The sequence below is a fragment of the Streptomyces sp. CAU 1734 genome, assembly GCF_039888735.1.
Classification (GTDB): Bacteria; Actinomycetota; Actinomycetes; order Streptomycetales; family Streptomycetaceae; genus Streptomyces.
Genome location: NZ_JBDQQP010000019.1, coordinates 1 through 24,278 on the forward strand (window position 1 = coordinate 1; position 24,278 = coordinate 24,278).

Genomic DNA, 24,278 nt, shown 5'->3' on the forward strand with positions numbered 1-24,278 from the left:
ACACTTTGAAGGGCGAAACGTCAGCGAGGCCGACATTCGAAGAGTGTCCCGTCAGCCGGTCCGCTGAGGGTTCGGAGGTGGAGTTGTGTCCCCCCTGAGGGGACACAACACGCGGGAATGTCAGCGTGGCCGACATAAGTGTCGGTGAGGCTGACATACTGCTGCCGTCCAAGATCAGCGAAGTGGAGAGCAGCCTCGTGTCATCCGAGCCGCAGCGCCGCCGTCCCGCACCGAAGCGGGCGCCGCGCCCGCAGCTGCCCGCCGATGATGAGGTGCGGGCGTGGTCCCGGCCGGTCGAGCCGGTGGAGGACCTGGACTCGGTCGCCCGCCGCTACCCCCGCCGGAAGCTGTCGCTGAGCAGCGAGCGTAAGCAACTGGAGTTCTACGACACCCCGGAGCGCCCTAAGGCGTTCTCGATGGACTCGCTGGAGTTCTTCTTCCTGATCGCGCAGTACTTCCGTGAGGCCCTGCCGCTGCGGCTGATCCTGTTGATGATCGCCTGCCAGAAGGCCGGCGGGCAGATCCGGCTGACTCAGGAAGAGATGTCCACGGTCTTGGACGTGCACCGAGGGAAGATCAATGAGGCCCTCGGTGAAATCATGTCTCACGGCATCGTCTTCAAGGTCCGCCGGGGCATCTACCAGTTCAACCCGCCCTACTCGTACCGTGTAGCAGAGTTCATCCCAGGCACAGAACTCGTCGAAGCCGACTATGTTCAGGTCGACCAAGACAAGATGATCTCGAAGATCCGCAGAGACGAAAGCCTGCCCGACCTGGTGCGCTTCCCGTCGCTGGAGCACATGCGCGAAGAGATCGAGGCCCTGAGGACCAAGAGGGTCGAAGACCGCGCTGCCCGCCGGCTTGCCCGCGCGCAGCGCCAGGAGAGGGGAACAGCTCAGTGAGCGGCATGAAGTGGGCGGCGACCAACGCCGACGGCCTTCTCTCGGACCTGGATCTGCCCCCCGCGGCTTACCGCGCCCTCCTCAAGCTCCGGGCGCTCAGCGAGCCTGGAGGGCGTATCGCGATGGACCAGGCCACCCTCGGTGAACTGCTCGGGTTGAGCCGCCCCAGCGTGAACGCCGCACTGCGCAGCCTAGAGCTGGCCAAACTCGTCAAGAAGGTCCGCAACGGCGTCTACCAGATCAATCCCATGCTGGCTGGCTACTCCTCCCCCGAGGACGCCCACGACGCCGTCAAGATGATGCCGAAAGCGGACCGCCTGGACAGCAGGAACTACGTGGCGAACTACCACAAGGCCGTCACGGCCTACCAGGACCAGCTCGCCGAGCAGCGCAAGAAGCGGGCTGCGGCAGCAGCGGCGAAGAAGGCCGCCGACGCCAAGCGCCGCAACTCACTTCACGCCGTCGGCTGAGCCTGATCCCCCGCCTCACGACAGCGGTGCCGCACCCGCCCGCAGGGTCCGGCACCGCTGTCGTGAGCAGGCGGGCCGGCTTGAGCACCACCAGCCCTTCGCGCAGCATCGGCCGGCCCGCCGAGAACGGCTGGCTCCAGCTCGCCTACACCGCCGTCCGCCCGCAGGGAACGCGCGTACATCGTTCCCCGCCAGGGGAAACCGCAAGTGCGACCTGTTTGAGCGACCCCGGAGCACCGGCCGTGCTGATCCGCTGCTCCAGTACTGCGCGCAAGCAGCAGGACCAGGGCGTCGCCGAGCTGCTGCCCCTGGTGCTGCCGGTTGAGGAGGGGGCGTCCAGCGCTTCTCGGCCGCATCGGCAGGGACTGGAGGCGTGGCCGGCTATCCGCTCCGAGCGTCCCGGAGGCCGGTCTCCCTGGCGCGGGTCCGGTGGTGTGGGATGTCGATGTCGAGGTCGGCGCTGGCCAGGGCGACCGCGACGGCGAAGTGCCGGACAGCGAGGAGGCAGTGCTCCGCCGCCATGCTCGGATCGCTCTGTCCCCGCGCGCCGTCCAGCGTCAGCAGTCCGACCGTCACCGCGCAGTCGGCGGCCTCGTCGAGGATCTCGCCCGCGGTGAACGCGCCGGTGGCGACGGCCTCCTCCACCCGGGCGATGGCCTGTTGAGGATCGTCCGTCCACCGCTCGCAGACCAGGGTTCCAACCTCGAACAGCGCCCTGCCCTCCGACGGCACTCTGTGCGCCGGGACCGCGCCGACGGACCGAGGCACCGGCGCGCCCCCTTTCACCGCCCGCTGCGGCCCGAACTCGGCGCACCTCTCGGCGAACGTACGGCGGGGCACGGCCCGAGCTGGCCTGACGTCCTCCGGCCAGCGGGCCGCGTCCTCCTCCACCGCCAGGTCCAGCAAGAGCTGCGCGGACAGGCTGAGCTGCACGCACTGCAGCAGGGAGACGGGCACGGCGTCCTGTCCGGAGTCCGCCTGGGAGATCGGGCCGTACACGTCGCCGGCGGACGACGCGCAGGCACCGATCATCGTGGTGAGGGCGGCGATGAATCGCGCGTGGCGGCGCCGACGGGCTGGTAAATCGAGCAGATCCGCAGTGGTGGTCACCCCCTGCACTATGCCGTGCGGCGGCAGCACTCCGGGCCTCTTTCGGCGGTCCGCCCGGCCAGGGACCACGGCGCTGCCCCGGGCGCGGAGCCGACCGTGCTGCTCCGCTGCAACGGCCCGGGTGCACAGGCAGCAGGACCAGGACGAGAAGGAGCTGCTGCTCGCAGCACCCAGGCCGCTGCACCGGGCTGCACGAGCAGCACCCTTGTCCCGCCCGGGCCGAGCAGTCCTAGTGTCAACGCTCTCCGGCACCACGCAGCACCCCGGCCAGCAGAGCAGCGCTGCCCAACCGGCACTACCACGAAGAGCAGCACCAGGAGCAGCAACCGGTGCACCAGGTGCCGGTGCTGAACTCAACGGTGAAGACGACGGTCCCGTCGATCACACCCGTCTTCGAACCCGGCGGAGCCGTCGGCGGCCGGGGACGCAGCAGCGCCCCGGACGGGCGGTTCCGGGGCGCTGCGTTCCGGTGCGGCCGCAGGCGCGGCCGGCGGGTCAGGTCTCGATGTACGCGACCACCACGATGGTTATCTACCGTTCTGATCTGTCGCTTGTTGTGTATCGAACATCGCTAGCTCGCCGTGACACGACCAGCCGCCATCGGGCTTTCCCGGATGGCGGCTGGTCGTGTCTCAGTTCAGCCTGGCGGCCGCGTACGCCTCGATGGCGTCGCGCTGGTACGCCGCCAGGCCAGGAATGACAGCCTCGTATGCTGCCCGCCACGTCTCGTTGTCGACGACGGAGCGCCCGATGGCCCGGTAGTCCTCGGCGGAGACAGCGCGCAGTGCGGTCAGTGCCCGGTACTGGGAATCGATCTCGGCCTGGACCGGGTCGGCGTCGGCCGGGTGGCCTGCCGCCATGAGTTCGGCCAGCCGGATCATCTGCGCGGTGCGCTCACGGTGCGCGGCGTCCGCGTCGGACTGGCTCATCGCGCCGGCACGTCGCCCGACCTCTTTGGCGAGGTCGGGGAAGTCGCTCATGTTCTCCTTGTACTGGGAGGGCTGAACACCCTCGAAGAGGTTCTCCGGGCGGTTGATGGTCATGGGGTTGCCGTCCTTCCTGGACTGCTCCAGTTCGGCGATCGTGCGGGAAACGGTGCCGGCCAGTGTGTCGAGCCGGTCCCGTTCCGCGAGGAGGCGCCGGCGGTGACCCCGCAGGGCATCCACCTCATCTACCTGTTCCGACAGGATCCGGCCGATCTCCGGCACCCCGACGTCCAGCGCCCGCAACACGAGGATCTGTTGCAGCCGCAGGAGCTGGTACTCCTCGTAGTAGCGGCGCCCGCTGGCCCCGATCCGAGCCGGCGGCAGCAGGCCCGTCTCGCCGTAATGGCGCAGAGTCCGGGCGGTGACGCCCGACATCCGGGCGACCTCCTCGATCGGCCAGTCCATCACGACTCCCTGCACGTGTGTCGCCGGGCCGGTTTCTCCGGCCCTGGTCGCGACGGTAGAAGCTGCCGCAACGGCAACTTCAACCCCGCGAGCCAAGGATCCTCGCAATCGAACAGGCACGGCGCACACTGCCGGCGGACCAGTCTCCGCCTGCTGCCAGAACTCGTGAACAAATGTGCCCTGCCCAGGGTCCAGGTGCCTCCCGAATCCCTGGAGAAACGCTGTCGTGTCTCTCGTGAGCAGAGCCAGCAAGGAGAGCCCCGATCCCCAGCTGAGACATCCATGAAGCCCTCCAGGACACCCGCGGAGATCCTCAAAGCCGCACGCCAGCGGGACAGCGCCGACAAACGCGGACGCGTCCTCAAAGCCGTCCAGGACATGCTCCACGACAACCGGCGCATCACCTTCGCCACGGTCGCCCGCGAGGCGGGCGTCTCCAGCTGGCTCGTCTATGCCCCTGGCCTGCGTGAACGCATCGACCAGGCGCGGGCCCGTCAGGCCGCCCATAGCCACCACGACCAGCAGAGCGGACGGAAGGTCTCTACCGCCAGCGAGCAGACCGACCTGCTTCTCGCCCGCCAGGAAATCAAGCGGCTCCGGACCGAGAACGACCAGCTGAGGCAACAGGCCCGTGTTCACCTCGGGCAGCAGGTCGAACAGCTCAGCAACCACGATCTGGTCGACCGCGTCAATGAGCTCACCGAGGAGAACCTGCGCCTGTCCACCGCGGAACGGCAGGCGACCACCCAGAACGCGGAACTCCAGCAGCGAGTCGCCGAGCTTGAAGGCGACCTCGCCGCCGCCCGCACCAGTCTCCGTCGCATGATCCGGTACCAGAGCCGTTGACGCGATGCGCAAGCAGGAAGGCCCATTTGAGTACATCTAGGCGGACCGAGATACTCCCCGGATGACCAACACAGGCAACGAGGTCGACCAGGGCTGGGATGAACCTTGGTACCGCGTCCGCACAGAGCAGTTCGAGGCGTCGTTCTTGCCCAGCGCGGGCGAGGATCTGGATGCCGTCTGCAACGTTGACGTCGAGGTGCGGCTGGCTGCAGACGGCTCCCGCTGGAGCGCGACGGTGTTCACTCTCGCTGAGGTCGAGCGATTGATGAAGAGGTGGTCCCAGACCGGCGAGGAGCTGGGCGGTCGCTACTTCTGGTGCTCTGATGGCCTGATCGTTCGGGAACCTGGCATCGAGAGCATCACTCAGGTGCTCGTAGGCCTGCTCGATGCTGGTGACTTCACGCAGATTCTTCAGCGGCTCGACGACGAGTGACCGGTGGAGCCTCACCCTGAAATGATCAGTGGGCAAAGCGTCCCGTGACTCACGTCCCTCACACACCCATACCGGCCGGAACCGCGGATACGCTCCGCGAACCCCAGATAACCACGGTGCGCAGCACGGTGACGAAGTAGAGGCCCCGGACCTGTTCGACGTCGTCGGTGTACTGGCGCAGCTCCGGGCCGGCGGTGTCGCTGCCGGGGATGGGGTCGCCGAGGTCGGGGTCGACGGAGAGCGCGACCAGGGCGCGGTCGAGGGCATGAAGCTCGTGCTCGGTGGTGAGTGCGTCGAGCTGGCGGGCGGCGGCGTCGCTGAACACGATCCGGGCCCGGCGCGGGGAGTGGCGAGGTGTCATCCGGGTCAGGCGGCGGTGGGACGCTGGGCGGTGAGCCGGCCGAGGTGCTGCTCGCGCAGCTCCTCCCACCGCGTGCACCCCTCCACCGCAGGGAGGCCGTTGGCGGCGATGTCCTCCAGGACCGCGGCGAGCCGGTCGGCGTCCGCGCGGGCCCGGGCCGCATACGCGCGCAGTCCGTCGGCGGCGTCGGGCTCCAGCTGCTGCCGGGCCGCGGGGGCGGGGGCCGGCTGTTCCCTCATCGAGGGCCTCCAGGGCACGGAGCGGGCGTGTGTCACCACGGTATCGGCCGCACCGCGGCCGTGGGACCGCTCTGTTCAGCCGGGCAGGGGGCTCGCGGCCGCGGCTGCTTCGACCTTGGCGCACCACGGTTCGCCCGCGCACCGCCGGCCGAGGCCCGGCTCGGCGCAGGTGCACTGCGCAGCTTCTGGACCTTCGCCGTGGCTTCTTGGATCGAGGCGGCGTGGGCGGTGTAGATCAGGGTGGCGGCGCCGGAGTGGCCCCTAACTGTGTGTCCCGTCTCACTGAAGCTTGACCGGTCTCACGGAAGGTTTGACCGTCCCTACTGGTGTGGCTCAGGCCGGATGCAGCACGGCCATGGCGATCTCACGCACGCGACCGAGGGTGATGCCGGTGCGTTGTTCGACGGCGAGCGGGTGGTCGGTGGGCTCCAGCTCGATAAAGGGGCGCTTGCCGACCGGCCGGGTGTGGGCGTTGGTCTTCAGGTTGTTGGTGCTCTCGGGATAGAGCGCGAGCTCGGTGCTGAGCCAGCCGAAGTAGGGCTTCTCGGACTCGCGGCCCTCTGTGTTCCATACCTCAAGAGCACGGGCGAAATTGTCTCTGCCCAGGGAGACCCAGACGCCCCATGAGAAGACGTACTGGCTGCCGATCACAGGTATCTCGATCAGACCCCTGATGAAGAAGTGCTGGCCTTTGATCACGCACTGGTCGGACGACAGCATGCTGTCCGGATCGCTCTCGAAGCTGGGATCCCACACGTCAGGGGCCATGGTCGAGTAGCTCATGGGGAGCTCTGCGTGGTGCTCGCCGCAGCATGAGCACGTGAAACCGAGATCACTAGCCATGGCGCGATTCTAGTGAGCACCTGTACGGGGTTATCCCAGGCCGTCCAACACAGCCGAAGCCGCTGGTGGCACCCTGCTGCCATGATCCAGACCCGGCTCGACAACCGTCTGGTGAAACTTCGATGAGACGAACAGGCCGGTCGTCAATCTTCAGTGAGACCGGTGAATCTTCGCTGAGACAGGACACTGTGGACGGTCACGCAGCGATACGGGGAGAAAGCGCCAAGAGGAGGGTGTCACGCTGCGGAGAGGGCCCGGAACGGGCCCCGGGGCCCGTGATTGCAGGGCGGCCCCGGCAGCGTGACACTCGGCGTGACAGCGATTCCGGGCCGCCGTGACACGGGGACCGTGACAGTGTGACTAACCCTCAGTGAAACGAAGCGGGGCGCGCCCTCGTACCTACCAGGCTCCCAGCTCACCTCCCAGAACTTCGGTTTCCTGAGGAAACGCGGGTCAACCTCCCAGACATACGGCCTGAATTGGATATTCGGGCTCCCAGGCTCCCAGCTCGCCGACGCTGAGCTGGGAGCCTGGGAGGTCACGCGCGGTCATCTCCCAGAGGCGCGGAGGGGGTGTGCTCACCGGGTGCCCGGGTTGCGGGCCGTGATCCAGGCGGCGAGCGCGTGGGTGGCGGCCGGGTCGGCCGGGGCGAGCCGGCCCGCGACCTCCATCTCGCCCTCGCTCTCGCCCTCGGCGCCGAGGGCGAGAGCGAGGGCGGCGTGGGCGCGTACTTCCACGGGCAGGGAGCCGGCGGCGGTGGTGCGCGCGGCGGGGTCGGCGTAGTGGCCGGAGCGGTCGGCGAGGGCGCGGGCGAGCCAGCCGTCGACCACCGTGGCGTGGTAGTCGCCGCGCCGGGCCATGACGTCGCGGGCGTCCTCGTCGCCCGGCCGGCTCTCCACCGTGCGGTCGAGGCGGCCGTACGCGGCGAGCTCGGCGAGGTGGTCGGCGCGGGCGTCGAGCTGCTGCTGTTCCTGGAGGCGTTGCTGTTCGGCTTCCTGCTCACGCCGGTCGGCGGCGAGCTCGTCCTGGACGACGGCGTCGGCGGCCGGGTCGTAGACGCCGCCCGCGGAGCGGAGGAGCGCGGTGATGCGCTGCCACTCGGCGATCTCGGCCGGGCCGCGCGTATCGCCCGCCAGGTCCTCGCGGTCGCGGTCGAGGTGCTGCATCCACTCGGCGCTCTCCAGCGCGGCGGCGGCTTCGTCGGCCGTCATGCCGGTGGCCCGCCGCTGCACCGCCGACCGGCCGACCTTCGCCCCGTCGAACCCCCGACGGGCTGCGGGCGCGCCGGTCGTCGGGGTGCGCGGGCGCTGGCTGGACCGGGGAAGAGGGGTGCTCACAGAGGTCTCCCATCTCGCGGCAACGGTGAAGCTGGATATCCGGCCGTGACGGCCCTGGACAGGTTTATAGCAGGCCGGAATTTCGGGTGAGCTAGAACCGGAAAGATATCGAGGTCACCGCCGTGAAATTCGCTCGCAGTCCGTCGGCCCGCGTTCCCCATTCCGTGAAATACGACTCGGTGATGGCCTCCGCGACGATGGGATGCAGTTCCTCCTCCGTCGCTCCGGCTTCCTGGAGGGCCAGGATTTGCTTCACGTAGGTGGGCGAGATGTCCGTGGTGATGTGGCGCTCGCGGCCGTCGTCCGAGCTGCCGGTGCAGGTGAATCCGAAGTACGCGGTCACCTCCACCATCATCCCCCGGGAGGTGGCCGCCTGGGCGCGTGCCTGTGCTCTGACCTGGGGTTGCCACTCGGATTCGGTCGCTTCCGCCAGGGCGGCCCGGAGTCGCTTCTGCGGCTTCTTCAGCTTCCCTGCACGGTAGCGCTCGATCGTGCGGGTTGAGGTGCCCACATGCTCCGCCACGGCCTTGGCCGACCCCTTCATCTGCGTGAGAAGGAATTCCACCTGTGCATTGGCGGACTTCGGCGCGGGCCGGGTGAAGACCTTCCGCTCCGCCCGCGCGAGGGCCTCAAGGACCTTGCCTCGGCGCGGTGCCGGCTGCTGCTCGTGATTACTCATCCCGGCAGTGGATCCGGGGCGCCCTGTGGACAGCGGCCGGGCCTCGGTGCCGTGGACCAGCGCCGAGGCCCGGTCCGGGAGGCGTTGTCAGCGGCGGCTGCCACCATCCGGCCATGCCCATCAGCGGGGAGTACGCACGCTCCCTCTTCGCGGACCTGACGCAGCACGCCGCAGTCCCGCTGGATCCTGACGAGCTCCTCCACATGCCCAGGCTGCGAGAGCACGGCTACGTCTTCTTCGGCGACGTAGCGGTGCGCTGCTACAAGCACAAGAGCCGCTGGCCGTACGACGAACGCGACATCCGCGCCGCTGGCCGCGTCTTCGCGGACATGGAGGTGCGCCTGGACGACGTCGTCGACGTCCGGCTCCCCGTCTACCGCGACATCCCGGAGCGCGACCCGCAGCCGGTGCCGACGACAGCCGTACGCCCGCGAACTGGAGCACGCGCACGGGGTCCACCGGTTCCAGTTGGAGTGCAGCGGTCGGCACGTGACCGGCAACTGGACGAAGGACGTCACGACGTCCGAGGCTGCCGCGCTCGTGCGAGCTTTCGTCGGCGCGGCCCTCGCCGCGCAGGAAGGCCAGCCTTCCGCGGATCCGGGTGCGGGCGCTGGGTGACCGCCCCGCGTCAACGTCGTTGAGCAGGACGATCTGCTCCCCCGCAGATACGCGAGCGAGCCCCGGACCAGGGCAGGTCCGGGGCTCGCGGGCTGTTCGGGGCGCGGCGGCTACAGCTCGAAGTCCAGGTGGACCACGTCGGTGATCCGCACCTCTTCGAGGGACCCGGCCCGGCCGCCGTTGTCCTGGAAGTACGTCTCCTTGAGGGCCTCGGCGGTGAGCTCGCGCAGCCGGCCCTCGTCGGCGCCCTGGTCCTGGGCGTCGAGGAGGCGGGCGGCGTGCCGGGGTGGGAGGGCGACGGTGAGGTGGCGGATGCGGCTTTCGTCGGTGGAGCCGATGGGGGCGGTGTAGCCCATGCGGGCGTGGATGTCGACGACGATGCCGCCGGTGGTGGCTGCCTTCTTGCGGGCCTTCGCCTTGATCTGGGGCTGCCACCGGGCCTTCACCTCGCGCTCCATGCGCGCGGCCAGCTCGGGGCGGGGTTTCTTGATCTGGTCCTTGACGTATCGCTCCACCGTGCGCTGGGAGACGCCGAGGAGCTGGGCGACGGCCCTGGTGCCCTTGTGCTGTTTGACCAGGTACCGCATCCGGGCGCCGGCGGTCTTGGGTGCGGGGCGGGTGAACGCTTTGTGGACCGCCTGGTCGAGGCCGCCGCCGAACTCGCTGTTCATCGACGTGTTCTCCTACTCGCCGTTGTCGGTGTCGGTGATCTGGCCGTCCTTGATGTACCGGGCGAGGTTGAGTTCCGGGGCGTTGAATTTTTCCCGGACTTCCTCGCCCCACAGGACGGACTGGGTGCCCTCGTGCTTGACCAGGCCGGGGTTGATGCCGAGCTTGAACCCGCCCGGGAGGGGCTTGCCGTCCCGGTGGGGCAGGAAGTCCAGCGGGGTCTCGCCGTGGGAGGCGTAGACGACGCAGTCGGAGAGGATCGCGATGGGGTACTGGCCGGTGAACGCCGCGTGCTTGACGATCTTGCGGTGGAGGTTGATGCGGGTGCGGGAGATGACCGCCGCGCGGATGTCCGGCCGCCACGTCGGCCGTGCGAGGGCGCGCCATGGCTGGCCGGGCCGCCAGTTCTCGCCGCGGGGGCGTTCGCGGAGCTTGCCCAGGCCGCCCTTCACCGTGGCCTTGACCGCAGAGACGACGATCGCCAGCTCGGGGTCGCGGGCCTTGTAGCCGTTCATCGCCGCCAGGAAGTCCTCCGGCGGCAGGTCGGGGTCGACGCCGAGGTCGGCCATCGTGGCGAGGTAGGCGTCGCGCAGCCGCTGGTACCAGCCGTCCAGGTAGCGGCCGTTCTCGTACCGCACCCACGCCTCGGTCGGGCGCACCTCGTAGCCCAGCTCGACCGCGTACGCCACCGTCGGGGTCGCGTACCAGGCCGGGCCGGCCGGGCGCTCACCCTTCGGCGTGAACGGGCTCGGCAGCAGGCCGCCATCCAGCTCTACCCATTCCTTGCCAACCTTTACCTTCGACAGGTCGACGTGGCTCAGATCCACCAGCCAGCTGCCGGGCAGCTTCGGGTCGAAGACGGGCTTGGTGACGTGCGCGGCCTCTCCGAGGCCGACGTTCAGGCCGTTGGCTCCGGCGGCGAAGGCCATGTTGACGTCGATGCCGACCAGGTGGCGCGGAGTGCACTCCGCGTCGGTCATCGGACGGGCCCAGTCGTACGCCTCCTCGAACAGCTTCTCCGCTGGCCCGCGCACGTGGAAGCGGGGCAGATCGGCGAGGACGGGGTGGCCGTCGGGGACCTCGCACGGCGGCCAGTTCATCGGGTCGACCGGGTCCTTCCCCAGCGAGCCGGGGTTGTGCTCCGAGGTGCGCTTGCCGTCGGCGTCCGGGGCGGAGGCCCGGGTCGCCGGGTGCAGCGCGGTCATCAGCTCCAGACCGGTCACGGCCGTGGAGCCGCGCGGCGTCATCACCCGGGACGCGTACACGCCCAGCACGCGGGCCAATTCCGGCGCCTGGAGCTGCCCGGCCGCGCCCCAGTGCCGCGTGTCCAGCGCGTTCCACGACGGGATGCACAGCTGCACGCAGGCCCGCTCCGACCCGGTCGCGGGGCGGTAGATCCGCGCCCACGGACCGAAGCCGCGCTTCGTCAGCTTCCACTGCGCGCGGACCAGCTGCTTGATGACCTTGTGACCCTCCGGCAGCCTGCCGGCGATCCGCTCCTCCTCGGTCAGCGCGGCCGGGAGGCTGTAGCGCTCCAGCGCGGCCTCGGTGAGCACGATCAGCGGATCGGCGTCCTTGCCCGGCCCGGACAGCTTCGGCGCACCCAGCTTCGCCTCCTTCAGCGTCCAGTCCACCAGGGACGGCAGGGACTTGGCGGCCACGTCCAGGACCAGGCCACCGACGCAGTACGCCAGCACCTTCCCGTCCTCGACATCCAGCACCGCCAGCGGTCCGTTCTCGAACCGCGGGTCGGCGCCGCCCGCAGGGGTCCCGGCCGGGGCCGCCTTCTTCGCGCCGGGACGGCGTGACGTCGACGCGCTCCTGGTGGTGCTCGCCGGGCGGGACGCGGCCACCGGAGCAGCGGCGGCGGGAGCTGGGGCGGGGGTCCGTGTGTTCTCGTTCGCAGTCATGACCGCAGCCTCGGGGGCGGGGCCTGTAGGCAGAGTTTCGACTTCCTCCGGAGCGGGCGCGCCAGTGAACGCGGCCGGGACTGCCACGGCGCCAGAGGCCTCCGCCGGGGCTGCGGGGTAGAGCTTGGCGAGCCCGTCGAGGAGCCGGGCGTAGGCGTCGCGCTCCGGCGGACGCGGCTCGGTCTTACCGGACTCCCACCCGGACACGGTGGCCCGGCGCACCTTCAGCGCGCCCGCCACCTCGTCGATCGTCAGACCGTGCGCGGCACGCAAACGCTTCCGCTCCGCCGGCGGCGGGAGAACGGCGCGCGACGAGAGCAGGGCGTCGACGGCGTCGAACAACTCGGACATGAAACACCTCCGACCCGAAGCATACCTCGCGAAACGCACTTCTCGCGTACGAATAGCGTACGTGAGCCGTACGAATAGCGTTCATGGTGCCATGCCGACGCCCGCGGGGTACGTATCCTGTGCCATCGAACTTTGAGTGGTCGGGGCCGAGCGTTAGGAGCGACAGTTTTCGATCGCGCGGTGCAGCCTCGGGTCGCTGTTGTACCGGAGGGCGCTGGGCGAGGCCGTCGCCACGGCGCCTGCGGTACGCGACGGCGTGCCGTCGACCGGCTCCGCACCCGCGTACGCGCAGGTGCGGGCCCTCGTCGACGGGCCCGGCGTCACGTGCCGGTGAGTTTGTCGAGGTCGGGGGCGTAGACGGTCATCCAGTGCGGGTTGAGCCGGTAGTAGACGACCTCGCGGTTCCAGTCGAAGGCGTCGTCGCCGTAGAAGTCCTTCAAGTAGGCGCGGAGTTCATGCCAGTCGGCCGTGGTCTCGGCGTCCTCGGGGTTCAGCTCCTCCACCGTGCCGTGGGTGAACACGCCGAGGTCCTCGCCGCGCATGTGGGCGACGCTGGCGGCCGGACGGGCAGCGAGATGACGGGTCTTGGCGGCGTTGCGAGCCGTGCCGAAGTGCCACCGGCCGTGCAGGAAGTGCCCGTCGGCGCCGCTGATCCGCGGTTCGCCCTTTGCGGTCACCGTGGAGAGGGCAAGCGTGCACATGCCGGTGAGGACCCCGGCGAGCTGCGCCGCCGTGATGGTGCGGCCCTCGACGATCGAGCGGAGGTGTGCGGTCGAGCCGGAAAGGGAGGAGTCGAGGAGGGACTGGAGCTCGTCGAGTTCTTCTGGGGTTTCGCGCATACGTCCATCGTCGGCCGTAAACCCGACACCCTCTGTCGTCATTAACGAAGCACGCGCCGACAGCGGATGCACGCCCCGGGCAGACACCCGCGCGTTCGACCCCCGACCCGCTACACCACTCGGCAGGACACCAACTGATCCGGCCGGCTCCCGTCGGAATAGCCCACTCCCCTATCGGCGCCCGCTTCGGCCGAATCCATCAACACTGCCGGGCCGTCGGTGCCCCGCAGTCCGCTGTCCTCCCAAATGGTGTCCGGATCGGCCAGAACCGTCTCGGCTGCGGTGAACACCTCGGCCTCGTAGTACGCAGCCAGCCGCCGAACGAACACCCGCTTCTTCGGCAGGAAGCACGAAGTCTGCCGCCCTCCACTGACACCGCTCGGAAGCCGGAGCCGGGTCGGCCCCCGACCACTCAAACCTCGGTGGCAATCGCTCAAAGTTCGATGACACAGGACAGTACGCCACGCCTTTGCGTTGAAAATCGAACATGCGATCTAATTTGGCCATGGCTCGACAGCGCACCTTCCCCACCGACCTCCTGGAGACCCAGACCGCCTGGTACCGCGCCTACCGGCATCTCGCCGAGACCGCGACCAGCACGTCGGGCGCGGGCGCGCACCGCCGCCGGCTCCTCACCCTCTCCGCCCGGATCGCCGCCCACCCCTACTGGGACACCTCCGCCGGAACTCCCGCCGCCCGCGTCGCGCTCAAGGAAGCCGCCCGCTCCCTCGCCGGGCCTGGGAGGTGTGTGTGTCCGCCCGGGTGATGGCAGCGAACCCGCCGGACCCGAACTGGTGCGGCCACGGTCACCGCGGTTGCGCGAGGTGCCCCTCCGTTCAGCCGCAGGCCTCGCACAGGGGCAGCCTGGATGGCGAGCGTGCGGCGGCCGGGGCCCGCTGTGGGACATCCACAAGGCCCCAGCGGTTGCCCACCAGTCCCACGACAGCGGCGAGTTCATTGGCAACCCACGAGCTCTCCGGGCGGCTGTGAGCGGAGAGCACCATACAGGCTTCGCTTCTCCGTCCCGGCCGTGAAAGTCCTCGCTGTCCGCCGCCCGCACTGGGAACGGCCGTCTACCTCGCGCGGCCGGCTGTTTGCAGTTCCTCCGGAGAGCGCCCGTTCGCACGAAGCGGCACCACCGGGACCAGGCCCCCGGCGGGCGGGGGTCCGGAGGAGCCCGCCGGGGGTTCGCGCAAGGGCGCAGCCCGCAGCCCCTGCGCGAAGCGGAGGGGTCGCCAGTAGGAGGCCGCCACGGTGTCCAGCCCCGACCGGGCAGGATCCGGCCTCCGGAGGCGACGCACCGCCGGACCGGGCCGCCAGGCCCGGTGCCCACCCCACAACCCCGGCACACAAGACAGGCGCCAACCAGCGAGCTGGGTCGTCCCCCGGGCCCGGATCCACGGCGGCCACGGCCCGGACCGCCGGTTCAGTAGAGCTGGATCCGGGTCAGCACGCAGTGGGGCTCGTCAGCGTCGGCGACGATGACGTACTCGGCCACGCCGAGGGATCCGTCCGGCCCGAGCGGGACACGGCGCTGCTGGGGCCACCTCGGCGAGGCGGTGCTGCCCGGCACATACCCCTTGGTCTCATTGATCTGCACGGTCACCGCGATGACCGCGCCAAACACACTGGCTGACAGTGAGACGTCGCCCAGCAGGGCGTTGGCCTCGGCGGACAGCAGGCAGGGCCAGCCCTCCGGCTCAGCGCCGTACGGCTCACTCACGTGGGTACGGCGAGCGGGTCGGCGGACCCGACCCGGCTGCCGACGGCGGTATGCGGGTGGCACTCATCGGGTTCTCTCCCTGGCTGACGGAAGCGGCATTTCTCAGTGTCGGGCCCGGACCGCCCGGATCCCCCGGCCGCCACTCCATCGGGTGACACGCCGCCCGACCCGATACCGCAGTGCCGGGAGGGGGTGACGTCGTACGCGGGGCCGGGTAGCTGGACCGCTCGCTCCACCGCTCTGGCCCGCCCCGCAGGCACGTGCCCGGACGGTGCCGGCTTCAGAGAAAAGATCATGCCGGTGACACAGACAGCCTGCCGCATCCAGAGGGGCCGGAGCGACAGCCGGACCTGCCTCAGCGGGGACACTGATTCGAACATGCATACTATTGAGTCATGGCTGAAACCGACTTCCCCGTAGATCTCCGCGACGCGCAGCTCCGCCTTCACCGGGCGCGGGCCGAGTACGCGGAGCTGTGCCGGGAGCTGCCGTGGTCGGTGGAGCCGGCGCCGGGCTGGGAGGGGGACAAGCAGTTGCACAGTGACCGGCGGTCCGGGATGCCGGACTCCCCCGGCTACACCGACCATCAGAAGGCCGAGGTGGCGCGGCTGCGCGGGCTGCTGCTGGAGCTGGCCGAGCGGGTGACGGCGGACCCGTTCTGGCGGACTCTGTCCGGGCCGGCTCTGGTGGAGGCCCGGATGGAGCTGAAGCGCACCGCTACCGGCGCCGGGCCTGCGGCGCCGGCGGGCTGAGTTCTGTGCCCGGGCCGTCCGACGCCGAGCGGCTGGAGTGGCTGTACTTCCTGCGCCGCGTCCAGATCCAGGACCTGGACCGCACCGAACGCTGGATCCGCGAGGCCGAACAGCACCTGTCCCGCCGCTCCCCCTGGCCGGACCGCGGACGCCCTGGCCCGCGGCCGACCCCGGCCGGGACACTGGGCCCGTCTTCTCCCGCCCCCGACTGGCTGGTGGAGCAGAGCATCGCCGGGCCGATCGGCCTGCACACCGGCGAGTGCTGGATCCCCGCGCCCGGCAGCAAGTCCCTGACCCGTGATGAGGCCCGCCGCGCACTCGCCGAAGGGCTGCCCGCCTGCCCCGACTGCAAGCCCGACACCGCCCTGGGCTTTGTCGACTGACAACGCCCAGCCACGGCGCGGGCGGCGCGGGCGGTGGCAGGCCGGCGTGGTGTCCGCCGACGGTCCGGCGCGGGCACAAACGGGGTGTCAGATGTACTGCTCGGCCCAGACGGCGAGGAGGGTGACGGCGCTGGTGCCCAGGCCGTAGCAGGCGCCGCGCAGGAGGTGCGCGGTGGCGATGCGGCGGTGGCGGGTGGTGCGCCGGACGAGTGTGGGGATCCGCACCCCCTCCCCGGGGAGCGGTCCCGGAAGTGCGCCGGTGTACGCCCTTTGCACCAAAGACGAATGGCAGGGCCCGGATGCGCAACACCAGACCCAACCAATCTCACGCACCGCACAACTTTAGTAACAGACAGATGTTCCCCCTGTCGTCGGTCACCTCTTCCACGCACCCCTCGCCCGCACCTCTGACCTGGACCGCCGGAACCCGGTCAAACGGTCAACCACCCGCCCTGTACCCCCTCAATCACCCAGCGAGTGATGCACATCACAACATGTGCCGATGGTCCTAGAACCCGCCACCGGATGGGCGGGAATCGGCCTACGGCGGGGACTCGGGCCAGATCTCCGGGCTGGCGCACCCGACGCCATCCATCCGAGCCCAGCGGTCGGGTAGACCATCAGCGGCAGTCTTGTCGCGAAGCGGCTTTGGCCCGGTCCCGACAGACCGAACCCGCGGGCGCTGGCTCCTGTTTCCACGGGGCAAGAATCCCTCCCCTGGCATCCGACCGCAGGCACTGCTTCCGGCCAGACGGTGATCGACCCTGCCAGGGCAGGATGTCTCCTTGCGGCAGAAGGCCCTGACGGTGCCGTCGATATCCCGGCGTCTGGCGTCAGCGCACCGGCCGGGCCACGCTCGGCGCGGGCGGTGACGCCGATGATGGTCAGGCGGGCAATCGGGCCGCTGGTGATGACACCGTCGCACTCCCAGCGGTTGCCGCTTCCTCTGGCGGTGAATCCGTAAGAGGCCGATATGGCCTTCTTGCTGTCCTTGTGAAGTGGGGCCCTGGCGGAGGTAACGGCGGTTTACTGGAGAATGCCCGGTGGGGCCGACACCCCGACGGAGCAGGCTCTCCCGGCGCCCGTGGCGAAACCCTCGCGGCTCATCGCAGAGCCCCGGTACCCTCGACGCTTCTGTTCACTACTGACGTCAGAAGCGCCAGAGGTCCCGCCAGAATCAATTCTGGCGGGACCTCTATGTGGCTACGAATACAACTTCAGCCAGTCCCAATCGCCGGGGCACGTACTCAGCTCTCGAATGCAGTACTTCAGGCAGTTCTGGAGGGTGGGTGCGTCCGTGCGAATCAATCCACGTTCACCCAATCCCGGGCCTGACATTACCATCGTCCAGGGCTTGTGCCCCGAATGCATTCGCTCGTGGTCAACCTTGAGGAGGACAGTGATGCCAACCCTTCCCAGTTGATCCATGAGTAGCTCGATATCCACCATTATCGCTCCCGTTCAGTACCCTCGCAACATCGAGGCAATCTTCCCGACGTCCATGCTGTGACCTGATCTTCTAGGCGTGGCTACTCGAGATATAACGCTCCACAAATCATCCGAATTTGGCCCACTAGTGATGCCGTTGCGCTCCATTAGTAGAGACACTGTGGCATGAGCGGTTCGCTTATTTCCATTGTCGAACATGTGGGCGCCGGCAATGTCTCTGATTATCACAGCGGACTTCTCCCAGAAGCTGTCATAGCGACTTGCGTTGAGCAATGCATTACCAGGAGATCCGCGCTCCGCGACCATCCCGCCAAATTGACGATTCAGCTCCGTTATCTCACCCGGGGAAACGGGGTTCTTGAAGCCGCCATCGCAATTATGAACGAGGAGTGGAGTGACTCCCGTCAGCACATAGTATGCATGCAGGTCGCCAATGGTGAGATCGTGCGTGCGCTGGCGCTTCTCGAAGTAGCGTGTTCCTTCGACCAGTGCGGTCGAACCACTAGGGGTGGTGAGGTGCATACCCGGCTTAAGTTTGCCGGCCCTGATCCACTCGCGTTCCGCCTCGACCCAGAAAGGGTGGGTCGTGGTGGAGATCAGGGACGATTCCACGCCATCCGTAGTGATGGTGAGGTCGACGAAATTCTTGTCGTCCTCGGTGACGATGGTTCCGACGACCTTGCGGACGACCTCTTTACCCGTTTGGGGGTTGGTCGTGGTGATCTCATCGCCCGGTTCGACGTCTTCGATCGCTTTCGTTGATCCGTCGGCCAGGAGTACCAGAGTGCCGGGCAGGAAGCTGTGGCACTTTTCCTTTTCCCTCCTCTTCGTTTCCTTCGCCTTGGCTGCCGCAAGTTTGTCCTTGGCCCGGTCGAGCTTCTTGGAGGTGTCGTAGGTTTCTTTGAGCCCGAAGACGAGGTCGCCGAGAAGTCCTACGTTGCGCTTGATCCTCCCGGGAGCTTCCCAAGGTCGTCTTATGTCGACGCCGCCAGCGGCGATTTGAACTGCCTTGGCTCCGACCAGATAGCTCGCGACGTTGAGAAGTGTCTCGCCGCAGTCGCTCAGGTTGCCGGTGGAGATGCAGTCCATAGCTGCCGTGACGCCGAGCTGGTCCAAAAGTTCCTTGCCGAGCGCGTCTGCTGCCTTCTGCATCTTCTGCTTGGCGTTGTTGTGTGACTGCTGGGCATTGTCGACATCCTTCTGGGCCTTGTTTACCTCCTTCCCAGGGCCACTACCGCTACCGCCGCCCTTTGACGGCTTCTTCTTCTTCGGTGCACCGGGCTTGGAGGGGCAGTCCTCATAAGGACCACCGCATCCGAGCACCAGGCCTGTCGGGTCCGCATAGGTGGTCGGGTTGTCGTTCGCGTATGAGTACCCGTTCATCTGCTGTGGGTCGTTCACGTCGATGATCGGGTCGACGGAGATGAACTTGCCCAGGTCCGCGTCGTACTGGCGCGCCCCAATGTTCGTCAGGCTCGTGGCGGCGTCAATGGTGCCTCCCACGAAGCCTTTCTGTCCCGGCCATGCACTCGACTGAGTCCCGCCCGAGCGCGGGTTGCCGTACGGGTCAGTGCGGCGCTGGGTGACCGCACCGGTGGTGGCGTCGATGGCGAGGTCACCTGTACCGTGCCTGTCCGCTGCGATGAAGGAGACCTTGCCTGCGGTGCGCACAGCGACGGTTTCGCCGGCGTGGCTGTAGTAGCGGGTGCCCTGGGTCGTGGTGCCCGTGCCTGCCGGAAGGTGGAGTTCCGTGGCGCCCGGGAGGTAGAGGGTGGTGCCGGACGGGTCTGTGCGCTTGAGGCGGTTCCCCCCGGAGTCGTAGAGGAACGTCGTCGTCTTCGACTCGTCCTTGTCCGGGGTCGTCTCGTCGTCGGGCTCGGTGATCTCGTCGACCTTGCCTTCGGAGTTCCACCGCAGGGTCTGGGTGTCGCCGCCGATCTTCCTCTGGACAGTGTTGCCGGAGGCGTCATAGGAGAAGAACGAGTCTTGCGGCCCCGTCACGGACTTCTCGGTGACTTTGGTGACGGCGTGCGGGCCTCCGTCACCTGTCTCCTTCGTCGTGCCGTTCTGGTTCGCGTCAGAGTAGGTGTATGTCCGGACGATGTCCTTCGACGCCACCCGGCCCACGTCGTGGCGGATCTCCTTGCTGCGATTGCCGATCTTGTCGAAGGAGTACGAGGTCCAGTACGGCGCCGGGCCGCCGAGCGGGTTGTTGCCGGGTTCGGCCGAGGTGCAGGCTGTGGGCGTGCTGCCGGCGTACTCGGGTGTCGCCATGCCGACTGTGCCGGACCCGGCTGCGGTCGCCGCCGTGGCCTGAGGGGTCCAGATCTCAGTGAGTCTGCGCTGGCCGTCGTAGGCGTAGCACTGGACGTCGAGAGCCGATGGGGTGCTGGTGTCCGCTGTGTCGGCGACTGACAGGACGTTGCCTGACAGGTCGTACGAGGTGTGGACATCCTTGGCGGCGCGCGCCATGCCCTCGACGGTCACCAGCTGGCGTTCGACCCGATCGGTGCCCTTCTCGTAGAAGAAGTGCTGTTCGGACTGTTTGCCGCCGGTGTTCAGCGTGAGGGTGGAGAGCTGACTGGTCGGCGTCCAGGCCGTGTTGGTGACGTAGTTGTTGCTCGCGCTGGTGAGTGTGGTCGGCCGTTGCAGGTCGTCGTAGGTGGTGACCAGGGTTTCCTGCGGCAGACCACCCATCGCGGGCAAGCCGGTCGATTTGACCGTGCCGTCCGGGTTATAGGTGGTGGTGTAGAGGTACGTGCCCTTGAGCGCGCCTTCCGTGTCGGGGATCTGAATCGCTTGCTGAATCGGCCGGTAGAGGCTGTCGAAGCGCACGACGGTGGCGGCAAAGTACTTGTCCGCGCTGACGTAGCGGTGAGAGGCGTACGGATATCCGTGAGCACCTGCCCGGTCGTACTTGGTTTCCGTCAGCCTGGGGCTGGTGGTTGCCGGACCGTCGTGGGTGGTCAGCGGGCGGCTCAGCACGTCGTACGCCGTGGTGACGGACTTTCCGCGCGGGTCTGTGACGGTCGTCGGCCTGTCTGCGGCGTCGTACGTGACCTCGGTGATTCCGGCGTCGGGGTCGGTCGTCTTGGTCTTGCGGCCGAGCTGGTCGTACGCGTACGACCAGATGTTGTTGTCGTCGTCCGTAACAGTTGCCAGCTGCCCGGCGGGCCGGTAGGTGTAGCTGGTGCTGGTGTGTGCGCCGAGCGGCCCGCTGACGACCGGGGATGCACCCTCGAAGCGCCGGATCTGGGTGACCTGACCGGCCTCGTTGACGAGCGATGTGGTCGGGATGGAGCCGGGCGGAGGGTCGCTGTGGATGCGGTCGCCTGCTGCGGTGGAGTCGTAGCTCGTCGTGGTGCGCCATTGCTCGTGGCCGGCGATGGCGGAAATTACGGCGGTGGGCCGTCCCATGCCGTCGTACACGTTGCGGGTCTGGGCTCCGACCTCGCCGTCCGGAGTCGTCACCAGTTCGTCGGAGGGTGTGCCCAGGGCGTTGTAGGTGGCGTTGGTTTTGGCGATCCTGCCGTGGCCGTCGTACCAGACGTCGGCCATCATGCGCGTGCCGTTGGGTCCCTCGGTCTGGTGCTGGCGCGGGCGGAGCAGCGAATCGAAGAGCTGGTACTCCGGCGGGTTGTAACCGCTGCTGCTCGCCTTCTCCGTCTTGATGGCTGAGGCCTTGTCCTGACGGATCAGATAGCTGTGCCTGATGTCCGGCGGATTGCCAGCCTTGGGACGGTCGGGCTGCCACACCCCTGTCAGTCGGCCGAGCGCGTCGTACTCGTAGTCGACCCGGCGGCCGTTGGTGTCGGTACGGGCTGAGGGATGCCCCCACGCGGGGGCGTACTCGGTCGTGACGGTGTGGCCCACGGCGTTCTTCGCGGTGCCTGTCGAGACGAGGCCGTGGTTTTCGGTGTAGGTGAACGAGGTGGTCGCCTTCTTGCCGTCGGCGGCCGCAATGCGATCGTCGGTCTGGCTGACTGGCCGTCCGTCGGAGTCGTACGTCGTAGTGTTGGTGATCTGATACTTGGGTGTGGTTCCGTCATGGGCGATCAGCCGTTCGGACTGGGTCACCAGGCCCCTGGTGGGTGCTTCTCCGTGCTTCTTGCCGTCGTACAGGGTCAGGTCATCGCTGATGACCTGGGTCGCACGCTGCGGTGTGACAGTGCAGGCGACAGAGACGGTCTCCACTCGGCTCGGCAGGGACCGGATGTTCAGTGACGGGTTGTCGGCGTAGTCGGTGCGCGTGCAGGTGTCGTCGGTGGTGTTGAGCAGGTCACCGAGGTCGTTCACCTCCTTGACTCGCCCGACCACGCCCTCGGCGGTGTCCAGCTTCGTCTTCGACATCGACTTGCGCCATTTGTCGTCGCCGGGCAGAGCGGTGAATCCGCGAGTCTCTTCAGCGGCAGTGACGCCCGCGTCGATGACGACCTTCTTGCCGTCCCACGTGCGAGTCTGGGTGCCGGTGGAGTGGTACCAGGGTGTGGTGATCGTTTTTGATGCGATCTTCCCGCCTTGATAGGCGGCCTTCTCCAGCTCGAAGCCGGTGAATTCCTCACGGTCGGTGTGGAGCGTGCCGTCGGAGTCGGTCACGGACGAGGTACGGGCGCTACCGTCGGCCTTCTCGTCACCGTTCAGGCCCTTGAGATAGGTGTGCTCAATGCGTGAGGTCTGCTGTTGGCCGTTCCCAGTGGTGACCCGCACGTTTCCGTAGCCCTGCCACTGTCCCCAGGTCAGAAACTTGGGGTCGGTGATGCCGTCGGGCTTCGTTTTCCGCCAGCCGGCGTCGTCGAGGTAGTCGTACTCGGTGACCATCGGGTCGCTCTTACCGGTGCGGTCGGAGTGCTGCACTGATGCGACGACGTATTTGTGGAACCAGTCGGTGATCGGGTCGAGATATCCGGGCGGCGCCCAGACGACCGGGTAGCACCGCTTCACGGATGCTCCGGGCGCGGGCAGCGAGGCGACCGTACAGTCGGCGGGCTTGTAGGTCACATCGAGTTGCGCGCCCGACTCGCTGAGCACCGTGTGCAGGCGGAACCGCATGATCGGGGAGAGGTTGTTGCCGACCACGTCGACACGGTTGTCCAGTTTCCTGCCGATGAGCTGGACGGAGGGGAGCTTGATACTGCCGCCGCCTGCCCGTCCCTCGTGCTGGATCTCTGAGAGCCACAGAGTCTTGGAGCCGTCACCGTTGTCGGTGAAGAGGTGCTTGAGGTGCCAGGCGTCGACGTCCCCGTAGGCGGTGGCACCGGTGCGGAGCTGGGTGGTGACCCCGGTCAGTTTCTTGCGGGTGAAGAAGGACGGGGTGGCCTGGCTGAAGGTGCACTTGGTGTTCACCGCGCAGTAGCGGTCCAACGGGGTGTCGGGCCAGCGGGCGGCATTCGCCGTCGTCCACTTCGTGGGAGCGCAGTCGAAGTCGGCTGTCTTCTCACAGCGCTCGGCGGTGGTGAACAGCACACGAGCCGGGGCCGCCGCGGTGAATAGCTCGTCCTGGCGCTGACCGTACTCGATGCGCTCCAGGTGGCCGCCGCGGGTGTAGGCGGTGCCATTGACATCGGTCTTGCCGCCGCGGGCGTAGGCGTTCAGTTCCTTCTCGTAGAAGTACGAGATGGTGTTGCCGTTGCGATCCTTGGCGTAGTCGAGGTTCCAGCGCCAGGCCTGCTGGCACCACGCGTCGGCGAAGGCCGCCTTGTGACAGGGCTCGCCACTGTCGTCGCCGGCGACGGGGACGGTCCAGGTCGAGTTGGTCTCCGGTTTGCCACTGGTCCAGCCGGTGCGGCGGTTGAGCCCGAAGAAGTACTCGGTGCCGTCGGCAGTGACCTTCCAGTGCTCGCCGTCGTCGTCGCCGTTCACGGCACCGGTCAACTTCTCGAACTTCCAGCCCAGGTCGTTGACCATGCGCCACTCGCCGGTCTTGTCGTCCAGGATGAGCTGGCCGGACTCGCCGTTGAGCATGACGGTGGCGTTGTCGTGGGCCCAGCACAGCTCGCCGGAAGTCTTGTGACCGTCGTCGGAGCATGCCTTGTACTGACGCTCGATGTAGCCCGCCTCGTACCCGAAGGACTCACCGATCCAGGAGCCCTGGTTGTTGGTGATCGCGGTCTTGCCGTCCGCGCTCTGAGAGGAGTACGAGAGGCCGATATCCGGCTGGAAGCCACCGGGGGTGGGAACTGCCTCCATCGGGTACGACCAGCTGAAGCCGCCGGAGGACGGGGAGACGTTCCAGGTGGCGGAGGGGGCGAGCGGGGTCGCGTCATAAGAGCCCTGCGAAGAGCTGGCGGTGGCGGCCACCGCCAGCAGGGGCGCGCTCCTGCCGGTTCCCACCGGGATATCTGCGGCCAGCGTCTTCTTCTCGGCGTCGTTCACCGTCCGCAGCGGGACCGGTGCCTGGGGACATGTCTTCGAGCCGGGTGTGGCAGTCAGGGCACAGGCCGGGAGCTGGAAGAGGGCGAGCCGGGCACCGTAGTCGCCGCCGTGGCCCTCGGCGAAGCTTGTGTAGTTGAGGCCGATACGGGTCTTGGCCGTGGCCGCGGTGCCCTCGTGGGTAACTTTGAGGAGGGTGCTCGCGCCGACCGCGTGTGCCCGGGACTGGTCGACGATCTCGACCCGTACCTTCTTCGCGGCCGGGGCGCCGGGAGGGGTGGTGGAGGCGGCTTGGGCCCTGCCCGCCTTGTTGTTCTTCGGCACGACGGGGGTGGTGAGGGTGACGGGCAGACCTCCGGGGCGGATGGTCGCTGTCTTCCCTGCTGTCAGATCGGCGGAGGCAGTGCCTGCGGTGGGCCAGTGTGCCGGGTCCAGGGCGGGCACCGCAGCGTTCTTCGTGGCGTCGGCCGGCCGCGGTTTCGCCTTGCTGGGTGTGGTCTTGGCGGGGTCTTCGAATCCGGGCTTGTCTGCTTGGTAGGCGCGGCCCGTCGCTTCGGAGGCCGTCGCGGCCTGCACTGTCGATGCCGTGAGCACGGTCGACAAG

21 protein-coding genes are annotated in these 24,278 nt (G+C 68.2%); 7 read left to right on the plus strand and 14 right to left on the minus strand.

The window, feature by feature from the left end; genetic code table 11:
- The first annotated feature begins 125 nt into the window (after positions 1 to 125).
- Both AAFN69_RS29490 and AAFN69_RS29495 read left to right on the plus strand, forming a co-directional pair.
- Positions 126 to 902 (plus strand): hypothetical protein, encoded by a 777-nt coding sequence (locus AAFN69_RS29490; RefSeq protein ID WP_347731922.1) that lies wholly within the window; start codon positions 126 to 128, stop codon positions 900 to 902.
- A gap of 5 nt (positions 903 to 907) precedes the next feature.
- A complete protein-coding gene (locus AAFN69_RS29495) occupies positions 908 to 1,372 on the plus strand; it encodes a helix-turn-helix domain-containing protein (protein WP_347732057.1) in 465 nt (154 codons plus the stop codon).
- 381 nt (positions 1,373 to 1,753) lie between these two features.
- Here AAFN69_RS29495 and AAFN69_RS29500 read toward each other — a convergent pair whose 3' ends face one another.
- A complete protein-coding gene (locus AAFN69_RS29500) occupies positions 1,754 to 2,482 on the minus strand; it encodes a hypothetical protein (protein WP_347731923.1) in 729 nt (242 codons plus the stop codon).
- Positions 2,483 to 3,114: 632 nt separating this feature from the next.
- The gene (locus tag AAFN69_RS29505) at positions 3,115 to 3,873 is read right to left on the minus strand and encodes a MerR family transcriptional regulator (protein WP_347731924.1); all 759 of its coding nucleotides are present in this window, start codon (positions 3,871 to 3,873) and stop codon (positions 3,115 to 3,117) included.
- A 282-nt stretch (positions 3,874 to 4,155) separates the two neighbouring features.
- Here AAFN69_RS29505 and AAFN69_RS29510 point away from each other — a divergent pair, with 282 nt between their 5' ends.
- Both AAFN69_RS29510 and AAFN69_RS29515 read left to right on the plus strand, forming a co-directional pair.
- Complete coding sequence (locus tag AAFN69_RS29510; protein WP_347731925.1) at positions 4,156 to 4,719, plus strand: DUF6262 family protein; 564 nt, start codon at positions 4,156 to 4,158, stop codon at positions 4,717 to 4,719.
- Positions 4,720 to 4,780: 61 nt separating this feature from the next.
- On the plus strand, positions 4,781 to 5,152 hold the full coding sequence (locus AAFN69_RS29515; RefSeq protein WP_347731926.1) for a hypothetical protein: 372 nt from the start codon (positions 4,781 to 4,783) through the stop codon (positions 5,150 to 5,152).
- A 58-nt stretch (positions 5,153 to 5,210) separates the two neighbouring features.
- Here the strand turns inward: AAFN69_RS29515 and AAFN69_RS29520 are convergent, their stop codons facing one another.
- The 9 genes from AAFN69_RS29520 to AAFN69_RS29560 form a co-directional block, all read right to left on the minus strand.
- Positions 5,211 to 5,513, minus strand: a complete 303-nt coding sequence (locus AAFN69_RS29520) for a hypothetical protein (protein WP_347731927.1) — start codon at positions 5,511 to 5,513, stop codon at positions 5,211 to 5,213.
- A gap of 5 nt (positions 5,514 to 5,518) precedes the next feature.
- A complete protein-coding gene (locus AAFN69_RS29525) occupies positions 5,519 to 5,752 on the minus strand; it encodes a hypothetical protein (protein ID WP_347731928.1) in 234 nt (77 codons plus the stop codon).
- A 333-nt stretch (positions 5,753 to 6,085) separates the two neighbouring features.
- On the minus strand, positions 6,086 to 6,535 hold the full coding sequence (locus AAFN69_RS29530; protein WP_347731929.1) for a DUF2199 domain-containing protein: 450 nt from the start codon (positions 6,533 to 6,535) through the stop codon (positions 6,086 to 6,088).
- 638 nt (positions 6,536 to 7,173) lie between these two features.
- Positions 7,174 to 7,932: a hypothetical protein gene (locus AAFN69_RS29535; RefSeq protein ID WP_347731930.1), complete on the minus strand. Its 759-nt coding sequence runs from the start codon at positions 7,930 to 7,932 to the stop codon at positions 7,174 to 7,176.
- Positions 7,933 to 8,023: 91 nt separating this feature from the next.
- A complete protein-coding gene (locus AAFN69_RS29540; RefSeq protein WP_347731931.1) occupies positions 8,024 to 8,611 on the minus strand; it encodes a terminal protein in 588 nt (195 codons plus the stop codon).
- A 728-nt stretch (positions 8,612 to 9,339) separates the two neighbouring features.
- Positions 9,340 to 9,900, minus strand: a complete 561-nt coding sequence (locus AAFN69_RS29545; protein ID WP_347731932.1) for an XRE family transcriptional regulator — start codon at positions 9,898 to 9,900, stop codon at positions 9,340 to 9,342.
- A 12-nt stretch (positions 9,901 to 9,912) separates the two neighbouring features.
- Positions 9,913 to 12,159, minus strand: a complete 2,247-nt coding sequence (locus AAFN69_RS29550) for a helix-turn-helix domain-containing protein (protein ID WP_347731933.1) — start codon at positions 12,157 to 12,159, stop codon at positions 9,913 to 9,915.
- A 320-nt stretch (positions 12,160 to 12,479) separates the two neighbouring features.
- On the minus strand, positions 12,480 to 12,998 hold the full coding sequence (locus tag AAFN69_RS29555; RefSeq protein ID WP_347731934.1) for a pyridoxamine 5'-phosphate oxidase family protein: 519 nt from the start codon (positions 12,996 to 12,998) through the stop codon (positions 12,480 to 12,482).
- A gap of 110 nt (positions 12,999 to 13,108) precedes the next feature.
- Complete coding sequence (locus AAFN69_RS29560; protein ID WP_347731935.1) at positions 13,109 to 13,435, minus strand: Imm21 family immunity protein; 327 nt, start codon at positions 13,433 to 13,435, stop codon at positions 13,109 to 13,111.
- 68 nt (positions 13,436 to 13,503) lie between these two features.
- Here AAFN69_RS29560 and AAFN69_RS29565 point away from each other — a divergent pair, with 68 nt between their 5' ends.
- A complete protein-coding gene (locus tag AAFN69_RS29565) occupies positions 13,504 to 13,764 on the plus strand; it encodes a hypothetical protein (protein WP_347731936.1) in 261 nt (86 codons plus the stop codon).
- 660 nt (positions 13,765 to 14,424) lie between these two features.
- Here the strand turns inward: AAFN69_RS29565 and AAFN69_RS29570 are convergent.
- Positions 14,425 to 14,721, minus strand: a complete 297-nt coding sequence (locus AAFN69_RS29570; RefSeq protein ID WP_347731937.1) for a hypothetical protein — start codon at positions 14,719 to 14,721, stop codon at positions 14,425 to 14,427.
- Between the two features lie 395 nt (positions 14,722 to 15,116).
- Here AAFN69_RS29570 and AAFN69_RS29575 point away from each other — a divergent pair, with 395 nt between their 5' ends.
- Together AAFN69_RS29575 and AAFN69_RS29580 are read left to right on the plus strand one after the other, a co-directional pair.
- Positions 15,117 to 15,473 (plus strand): hypothetical protein, encoded by a 357-nt coding sequence (locus tag AAFN69_RS29575; protein ID WP_347731938.1) that lies wholly within the window; start codon positions 15,117 to 15,119, stop codon positions 15,471 to 15,473.
- A gap of 5 nt (positions 15,474 to 15,478) precedes the next feature.
- The gene (locus AAFN69_RS29580; RefSeq protein WP_347731939.1) at positions 15,479 to 15,856 is read left to right on the plus strand and encodes a DUF6233 domain-containing protein; all 378 of its coding nucleotides are present in this window, start codon (positions 15,479 to 15,481) and stop codon (positions 15,854 to 15,856) included.
- An 87-nt stretch (positions 15,857 to 15,943) separates the two neighbouring features.
- Here AAFN69_RS29580 and AAFN69_RS29585 read toward each other — a convergent pair whose 3' ends face one another.
- Together AAFN69_RS29585 and AAFN69_RS29590 are read right to left on the minus strand one after the other, a co-directional pair.
- Entirely contained in the window at positions 15,944 to 16,081 is a 138-nt protein-coding gene (locus tag AAFN69_RS29585; protein WP_347731940.1) for a hypothetical protein, read from the minus strand.
- 1,236 nt (positions 16,082 to 17,317) lie between these two features.
- Positions 17,318 to 24,268: a polymorphic toxin-type HINT domain-containing protein gene (locus AAFN69_RS29590; protein WP_347731941.1), complete on the minus strand. Its 6,951-nt coding sequence runs from the start codon at positions 24,266 to 24,268 to the stop codon at positions 17,318 to 17,320.
- Between the last annotated feature and the right edge of the window lie 10 nt (positions 24,269 to 24,278).